The organism is Sandarakinorhabdus sp. (assembly GCF_031430775.1).
Taxonomy (GTDB): domain Bacteria; phylum Pseudomonadota; class Alphaproteobacteria; order Sphingomonadales; family Sphingomonadaceae; genus Sandarakinorhabdus.
In genome coordinates, this window is the sequence record NZ_JANPCD010000048.1 from 1 (window position 1) to 7,877 (window position 7,877).

9 protein-coding genes are annotated in these 7,877 nt (G+C 61.2%); 3 read left to right on the plus strand and 6 right to left on the minus strand.

Annotated elements, in window-relative coordinates:
• A partial coding sequence (locus RMQ73_RS02720; protein ID WP_310496451.1) for an OmpA family protein occupies positions 1 to 484 on the plus strand: 484 nt, incomplete at its 5' end.
• 197 nt (positions 485 to 681) lie between these two features.
• Here the strand turns inward: RMQ73_RS02720 and RMQ73_RS02725 are convergent.
• The 6 genes from RMQ73_RS02725 to RMQ73_RS02750 all read right to left on the minus strand — a co-directional run bounded on the left by RMQ73_RS02725 (position 682) and on the right by RMQ73_RS02750 (position 5,662).
• A complete protein-coding gene (locus RMQ73_RS02725; RefSeq protein ID WP_310496452.1) occupies positions 682 to 1,362 on the minus strand; it encodes a hypothetical protein in 681 nt (226 codons plus the stop codon).
• Between the two features lie 104 nt (positions 1,363 to 1,466).
• On the minus strand, positions 1,467 to 1,766 hold the full coding sequence (locus RMQ73_RS02730) for an SCP2 sterol-binding domain-containing protein (RefSeq protein WP_310496453.1): 300 nt from the start codon (positions 1,764 to 1,766) through the stop codon (positions 1,467 to 1,469).
• Positions 1,767 to 1,850: 84 nt separating this feature from the next.
• Complete coding sequence (locus RMQ73_RS02735) at positions 1,851 to 2,120, minus strand: hypothetical protein (protein WP_310496454.1); 270 nt, start codon at positions 2,118 to 2,120, stop codon at positions 1,851 to 1,853.
• A gap of 115 nt (positions 2,121 to 2,235) precedes the next feature.
• Positions 2,236 to 2,898 carry a lipoyl(octanoyl) transferase LipB gene (gene lipB / locus RMQ73_RS02740; RefSeq protein WP_310496455.1) on the minus strand — a complete coding sequence of 221 codons (663 nt, stop codon included), beginning with the start codon at positions 2,896 to 2,898 and terminating at the stop codon, positions 2,236 to 2,238.
• Positions 2,895 to 4,025, minus strand: a complete 1,131-nt coding sequence (locus tag RMQ73_RS02745) for an epoxide hydrolase (RefSeq protein WP_310496456.1) — start codon at positions 4,023 to 4,025, stop codon at positions 2,895 to 2,897. The genes lipB and RMQ73_RS02745 overlap by 4 nt, the downstream gene beginning before the upstream one ends.
• Positions 4,022 to 5,662: a choline dehydrogenase gene (locus tag RMQ73_RS02750; protein ID WP_310496457.1), complete on the minus strand. Its 1,641-nt coding sequence runs from the start codon at positions 5,660 to 5,662 to the stop codon at positions 4,022 to 4,024. Before RMQ73_RS02750 ends, RMQ73_RS02745 begins: the two co-directional genes overlap by 4 nt.
• A 154-nt stretch (positions 5,663 to 5,816) precedes the next feature.
• Between RMQ73_RS02750 and RMQ73_RS02755 the strand changes: the two genes are divergently transcribed.
• Positions 5,817 to 6,956, plus strand: a complete 1,140-nt coding sequence (locus tag RMQ73_RS02755; protein ID WP_310496458.1) for an RHS repeat-associated core domain-containing protein — start codon at positions 5,817 to 5,819, stop codon at positions 6,954 to 6,956.
• A 320-nt stretch (positions 6,957 to 7,276) separates the two neighbouring features.
• Positions 7,277 to 7,804 carry a hypothetical protein gene (locus RMQ73_RS02760; protein ID WP_310496459.1) on the plus strand — a complete coding sequence of 176 codons (528 nt, stop codon included), beginning with the start codon at positions 7,277 to 7,279 and terminating at the stop codon, positions 7,802 to 7,804.
• Positions 7,805 to 7,877: the final 73 nt, after the last annotated feature.

Consider the following 7,877-nt stretch of genomic DNA (forward strand, 5'->3'; position numbering starts at 1 on the left):
GACCTACAACTTCTTCGAAGCTGAAGCGCCGCCGGCCCCCGCGCCGCCGCCGCCGCCACCTCCGCCCCCTCCGCCCCCTCCGCCGCTGCCGCCGTGCCCGCCGGCTGCTGTGACGCCGGGTCCGTTCCTGGTCTTCTTCGATTGGGACAAGTCGGCGATCACCGCTGAAGCTTCGGCGATCCTTGATCGTGCTGCCGAGCAGTTCGCTGCCACCGGCCAGACGAGCGTTGCCATCGGTGGTTACACCGACACCTCGGGTAAGGACGACTACAACGCCAAGCTCTCGCAGCGCCGCGCTGATGCCGTGAAGGCCTATCTGGTCTCCAAGAACGTTGGCGAAGCCGCTGTGGCAACCGAAGCGTTTGGCGAAACCAAGCTGCTGGTCGAAACGGCCGACGGTGTGCGTGAACCGCAGAACCGCCGTGCTGAAATCACCTTCAGCGGTGCTCCGGCTCCGGTATCGACTGGCCCTTGCCAGCCGTAAGATCGGTCTGCAGACCAAAAATACTGAAGGGCCGCTCCATTGGAGCGGCCCTTTTGTTTTGTAGTTTGGGGATGTTTGAGCTTCGACGTCTCGGGGAGCTTCGCAGGCGGCCATAGGGCTTTGGCCAGTATCACGCTGGTTCCGATTGGATAATGGTTGGGCATATTGGTGCCGGCGATAGCCCGCGACAGCGGGGATCAGTCGGGCGAAGCGACGAACAGTGGCGGCTTGGGCAGTGGGGGCATCTGGACGGTGAGTGCTGGCGCCATCACAACCCTGCCAAGCGCTGCGCGCAAGTCGTTCATCGCGCCGATGGCAAAGGGTCCAAGACCGCCGATTGGCAGGGCTCTTATGTCCTTGCCAACGCGGCCTGCCACATCACAAAAATTGTACTGGGCATCAAGCGTGGAATAGCTGTTATAATTTCGCGTGTTGTATTGATCGAACGTCGTTTGCCCGCGCGCCCCGTCGAGGCGACGAAAATGGCCTTGCATCACTTTTTGCGCGTCTGACAGTTCAGTCAGGTGGTTGTTTAGCATGTCATTATAGTTCGCGACCGGTCGCAACCAGGCCGAATAGCGGCATTGTAGGGCGGCGACATTCAGACCGGCCCGAACACTCCAGACGGCATGAGCTTGTGCTTCGGCCTGCGTGGGTTTCCGTAAAACCAAAGCCTTGGGAATCATGATGCCGCCCGGATTTGCCGGCACTGGCTTTACAACGGACTTCGGCTTTGATCGACTGCTGGCCTTGCCCGCCGATTTGCGCGGCGCTGCATCGGCAGGCGCGGACAGCAGAAGTCCGGTCGCGGCAGCGACAGCGGCCCAGGCAAATGCCCGGCGCGGACGGAGGGCTGGAAGAGTCAATGACGTGCGCATTGTTTGTGCTTCTTTGTCGAAACGGCGGGTGCCGGGCCGGGAACATGCTCCCGGCCCGGACGTCTGATCAATAACCGCAAGTAGATCACTTGCGGTCACCGTCCTCAGCCCAGAATCGTACCAAGCTGCAAAGCGACCGACATGTCGCCTTCAACCTTGAGCTTGCCCATCATGAACGCCATCTGGGCGTTCTGTTTGCCCTGCGCAATGTCCATGAAGTCGGCCATGGATACCTTGACGGTGCAGTCAGTGGCTTCGGCGCTATGGTCGACGATTGCAGGTGACACCGTGTCATCGATGCGCACCAGGCCGTCGCCGCCGAAATCGAACTTCACCGATTTCTTGAAGACGCCGCCGGCGCCGATGCGGTCCTTCATGGTGGTAGTAATCTGTTCCAGGCTCATTGTTCGGTTCCTTTGCAGGCAAATAAAAAGGGCCGCCCCGATGGGACGGCCCTTCCTAAGGCATTTCGACGTTGAGTCGAAGGCTTACTTGGCAGCCGGAGCAGCGGCGTCGGCAGCCGGGGCAGCCGGAGCAGCAGCGGCGTCAGCAGCCGGGGCCATCGCGTCAGCAGCCGGAGCAGCTTCGGTGGTGGCGGCGTCAGCAGCCGGGGCCATCGCGTCAGCAGCCGGAGCAGCTTCGGTGGTGGCGTCAGCGGCCGGAGCGGCTTCTTCGGCCTTCTTTTCGCCGCAAGCGACGACAAACAGGGCAGCGCCGGCGATCAGGGTGGCGGTCTTCAGCTTTTCGACGATCGTCATTTCAAATTCTCCGTATGATGGTGAATCCTGGACCCAGGACAAGTTGGGTCGGCACAGTCCTAATCCCCCAACCTGAGTAGACATTAGCCAGAAGCCATGTGCGCTGCAAGCGCCCTCATGCACCTTTCATGTCGTTATCGGTCCCGTCGGTCGCAATAAATCGGGAAAAATGACGTAGTAGGGCTGCGTCGATATCCGCCATCGTGACGGTTTTTCCCATTGCAGCAAGGCTGGTGACCGGTTCGGACAGGCCGCACGGCACAATTCCGCTAAAATGTGACAAATCAGGCTCGACGTTGATGGAAAGGCCGTGAAAGCTGACCCATCGCCGGACTCGCACGCCGATTGCCGCGATTTTCGCTGGCCCGGCAGGCGAATCGACCCAGACGCCGACCTTGCCGCAGATGATGCGCCCGGCGATTCCAAAATCAGCGAGTGCCGCGATCACCCAGTTTTCCAGCCCGGCGACAAAGGCGCGCAGGTCCCGTCCCCGGTTGCCCAGATCGAGCATGACATAAACGACGCGCTGGCCTGGCCCGTGATAGGTATGGCGCCCCCCCCGCCCCGCGGCAAACACCGGGAAACGGTCCGGATCGAGCAACTCGGCGGCATTGGCGCTTGTTCCGGCGGTATAAACTGGCGAGTGCTCGACCAGCCAGACCAGCTCGCGTGCAGCGGCATCGCGGATGGCCGCTGCACGGGCCTCCATGGCACCGATTGCGTCCGGATAGGGCAGCAGCCCCGGCTCCACCCGCCATTCAGGCAGAGCAGTCGTCACAGGCCCGATACAAATGCGCGCAGATCGGCGAGGAAGAGTTCGGGTTCCTCCAGGCTGGCGAAATGCCCGCCGCGCGGCATGTCTGTCCAATGCACGACATTGTATCCCCGTTCGACCATGGCGCGCGGCGGGAAGGCAAGCAGGTCCTTGGGGAAGGCTGCAACGCCGGTGGGCACGTCCACGCGCGCACCAGCCGGCATGGCAAAGCCGCCTTCGAGGAACATGCCGCGATATATCCATGTCGCTGTCAAGAAACTGCGTGTTGTCAGATAGATCATGATATTGGTCAGCATGGTGTCAAAGCCATAGGGCGGATCATCGACCCCTGATTTCGCATCGGACCAGCCGGTGAACTTTTCCGCCAGCCAAGCCGCGACGCCCATGGGCGAATCCATCATGGCAAAGCCCAGACTTTGCGGCTTGGTGCCCTGCAATTGCAGATAGGCGGTTTCCGCGTCGCGTACCGCCACCGCGTTTTGCAGCCATTTGCCCTGTTCCGGTGTGTCCGGCGACATGTTGGCCGGTCGCAGGCCAAAGCCGTTGAGGTGCAAACCGTCAAGCCGCTGTGATTGCAGGCCGACCCAGCCGCCGATGACGCAGCCCCAATCACCGCCTTGGTAGACGTAGCGATCATAGCCCAGCGCCGGCATCAACGCATCATAGAGCCGAGCAATCGCACGCGGGCCGAGCGGCTGTTTCGGCCGGTCCGACCAGGCATAGCCGGGCAACGACGGCGCCACGACATGGAAGGCCGGCTGCGACGGGTCTTCGGGTTCGACCAGTCGTTCGTAAATGGCGTCGAATTCGAGAATCGATCCCGGCCAGCCATGGGCGATGAGCAGCGGCCGCGCATCGGGCCGCGAGGAACGCATGTGCACGGCGTGCAGGTGAAAGCCGTCGCCAACATCGACCCGCACATGGCTGAGCCGGTTGAGCCGGGCCACGGCGGCGGGCCAGTCGAAGCCGTCCAGCCAATAGGCCCGCAGCCGCTGCATGTAGTCGCGGTTGGCGCCATGTTTCCATCTGGCGCCCTCCGGCTCCTCGAACCAGCGGAACGCTGCCACCCGCTCGGCGATCCAAGCTGTCTCCGCCTCGTTCACCGGGATCGTGAAGGGCGTGACTGTCATGCTGCCAGGCCCAGCTTGCGCGCCAGGCGCAGCTTCTGCCCGATGATGTCGGCGGCCTTCTCTGCGATCATGATGGTCGGTGCATTGGTGTTGCCCGACACGAGATAGGGCATGACGCTGGCATCGATGACGCGCAACCCCTCGACGCCATTGACGCGCAATTCCGCATCGACGACCGCCTTTTCGTCTATGCCCATGCGGCAGGTGCCGACGGGGTGATAGATGGTCTCGGCCCAGTCGCGCATTGCGGCAACCAGCTGCTCCTTTTCCGTCACGTTCGGTCCCGGCCAGGCCTCCCCGGCATTATATTCGGCAAAGCCTGCTTGGCGGCCAATTTCCCGCGCCAGGCAGACGCCGCGATACAGGGTTTCGACATCCTCGGGCGCCGACAGATAATTGGGATCGATGGCCGGTGGCTGCGCGGGGTCCGCCGACGCCAGCCGGATCGTGCCTCGGCTTTCGGGCCGCAACTGGCAGACGTGCATCTGATAGCCGTGCTGCGCGCTCATTTCGCCTCGGCCATGCGGGCTGCCCTTGACCGGCATGAAATGGATCTGGACATCGGGCGCCGCCAGCCCCTCGCGGGTTGATAGAAACGCGCCCGTTGGCGTCGGCATGTGCGCGCCGTTGCCGGTTTTTGCGAACACCCATTTCGCCAGCGCCGTAAGCTTGGCGCTGAACTTCGCATTACCGTTGAGCGTGATCGGCTTGGTGCAATCCCATTGCACGATGATATCGAGATGGTCCTGCAAATTGCCGCCGACATCGGGCGCATCATGCACCACCGATACGCCCATCTCCTTCAGATGGTCAGCCGGGCCGACGCCGGACAGCAGCAGCAGATGCGGCGAACCGATGGCGCCGCCGCACAGCAATGTCTCGCCGCCGCGCGCCACCGCCTCGCGCCCGCCGGCACGATAGGCCACGCCGACGGCACGCTTGCCCTCGAATAGCACGCGGTCCACCTGCACATCGGTGAGGATCGTCAGGTTCGGCCGCGCCTTCACTTCGGGTGTCAGATACGCCTTGGCCGCCGAGAAACGCTGCCCGTCCTTGATGGTGGCGTCATAGAAACCGGCGCCTTCGAACTGCGCCCCGTTGAAATCATCGGTCAGCGGATGGCCGGCCTGTGCGGCAGACGCCAGGAACGCATCGTTCAGCACATGCGGCAGCGCGCCCTTGCGGCTGGTGTGGAGCGGGCCGCCCTCCCCATGAAATTCGTCGCTGCCGCGTTCGGAATCCTCGGCCTTGCGGAAGAACGGCAGCACATCGGCCCAGCCCCAGCCATTGAGGCCCAGCTGCGCCCAGCGGTTGTAGTCGCTGCTATGGCCGCGAATATACACCATGCCGTTGATCGACGATGATCCGCCCAGCGCGCGGCCGCGCGGCCAGTACAGCTTGCGGTTTCCCAGATGCCTTTGCGGCACCGTCCAGAACCCCCAGTCGAATGGGCTGGCCTTTTCGGGCGGAATGATCTGGGCGATGCCAGCGGGCATCTGGATCATCATCGAATTGTCCTTGCCGCCCGCCTCGATGAGCAAAACGCGCGAGGCCGGGTCAGCCGAAAGCCGGTTGGCCAGCACACAGCCGGCCGAGCCAGCCCCCACAATCACGAAATCATATGCCGGCTCAGTCATGGCCACAGTCCCCAAAGTGCATTTTGCGTATTGCTACTCCACATGGGGCGAGAGGCAAGGCCGGGAAATGACAGGGCGGCGAATTGTGGCGGGCCGGGCATGGCGCTGCGGTCATATTTCGGTAAAATGAAGGCATGGTGATCGGCCCTGCACGATGAACGCCCCGAACCCGCTGCGCAGCGCCAGTGGCGGCGTGTCGGCGCAGTATGACCCGGCCGGACGGCTGGTGGAGCTGAACCAGTCGGCATCGACCCGCTTCCTGTACCAGGACGACCAGATGGCGGCCGAGATCGCCAATCCGTCAGGCGCGGTCCAGCGCCGCTATGTCTGGGGCGATGGACCGGACGAACTGATCACCTGGTATGAAGGCGCCGGCACCAGCGACCGCCGCTGGGCGGTGGCGGACGAACGCGGATCGGTCGTGGCGTATACGGGCGCCAGCGGCGCCGCGCTCGCCATCAACAGCTATGACGAATATGGCATCCCCGCCGCAGGCAACATCGGTCGGTTCCAGTATACCGGCCAGGCATGGCTGTCCGAGCTTGGCATGTACCACTACAAGGCGCGGGTTTATTCCCCGACGCTGGGCCGGTTCCTGCAGAGCGACCCCATCGGCTATGGCGATGGGATGAACATGTATGCCTATGTGGGGGGCGATCCGGTGAATATGTCGGATCCTACAGGCAAGGCAAGTTGGGTTACAGCGGGGCCAATTACATGTGTAGGACAATGGTCGGCTGTTGAGACAAATGGTTATCGCGATGGATTCTATTTTCACGCTGCAAGTTGTTTTGCAGAGCCTGGTCCGCGAGAAACCATAACCAGAGAGCGCAGTGAGCGTGCTGAGAGGATACCAGATAAAAAACCTGAGCCATGTCCCGCGCCAAATGTGGTCTCGCTGGGGGCAGCAGCCGATGCGTTCTTTGGACCGGGCGTTGGGGCCAACCTTACCCTATCGGTAGATTTGTCACAGTGGACAATGGCACTGGAATTTGGCTTGGGGCCCGGAGTAGGTTTCGGCGCTGGGCTTGGTGGGGAGTTCGGGTTTTCTCAAGACGCCTTGAAGTCCGATTTTGACGTTGTACAAGAAACGAATTTCATGGTTGGTATACTCGGGGGCTCGATTAATCATGGCAGCATTTTGGGTGGACAGGGTAAGGGAGCGGCATCCATCGCCTCTGATATAGTTCGACCCAGCCACGTTCGTGGTAGTATAGGAGTAGGTTTCGACGTGAATCATACGTTGGAGGCAAAAGGTACAATTGCCACTCCATCATTAAATCCGGCTTGCTAGAGATGAATATTTATCTTTTTGCGACATTTTATAGATTAGCTGTATATACTTGTTGGGCTTTTCTTGTTTTTTCATTGTTTTATCAATATTACAATCTAGTTTTTGTTGCTGCAATTGTACTGGCGCTGACTGTATTTTTATTTAGGTGCAAGAATTGTGGGCACAATCTATTTATTCCTGATGCAGGTATGCGTAGAACATTTTTACGATATGATCCGTTGTTACGACCGAACAAGATTTGTCCGAAATGTGGAACGATCATTAATATAAACGGTGCTGCATCATAGTGATCGGAATTCTGGGGATACTACATTAAACTCTTGTCAGCTTGCCGCTCTCATGGCTTTGGCCCCCGTCTCGCTGCCACCACCCATGACGCGGTCACGACATTCAGCTACACTCCGGCCTCGCAGCTTGCGAGCGTCAGCCGGGACAATGACCTTTATGCGTGGAGCGGTCATTACAATGTCGATCGGGCGTACAGCGTGAACGGCCTGAACCAGCTCACCACGGCTGGCTCCGTGGCGCTGGGCTATGATGGCCGCGGCAACCTGACCAGCTCGGGCAGCACGAGCTACGCCTATACCGCCGACAACATGCTCAAAAGCGCCAGCGGCGGCGTGTCGGCGCAGTATGACCCGGCCGGGCGGCTGGTGGAGCTGAACCAGTCGGCATCGACCCGCTTCCTGTATCAGGACGCCCAGATGGCGGCCGAGGTCGCCAATCCGTCAGGCGCGGTCCAGCGCCGCTATGTCTGGGGCGATGGGCCGGGCGATCGCGGCTCGGTGGTGGCGTACACGAATGCCAGCGGCGTTGGCCGGACTGAATTCTGGGGACAATTCATTTAATCGACCTGGCGCAGCCTTGGGCTTGTCCGACGGTCAGCTTCGCGCGTGTGGCGCCCCCTTGGGTGCCGCACCA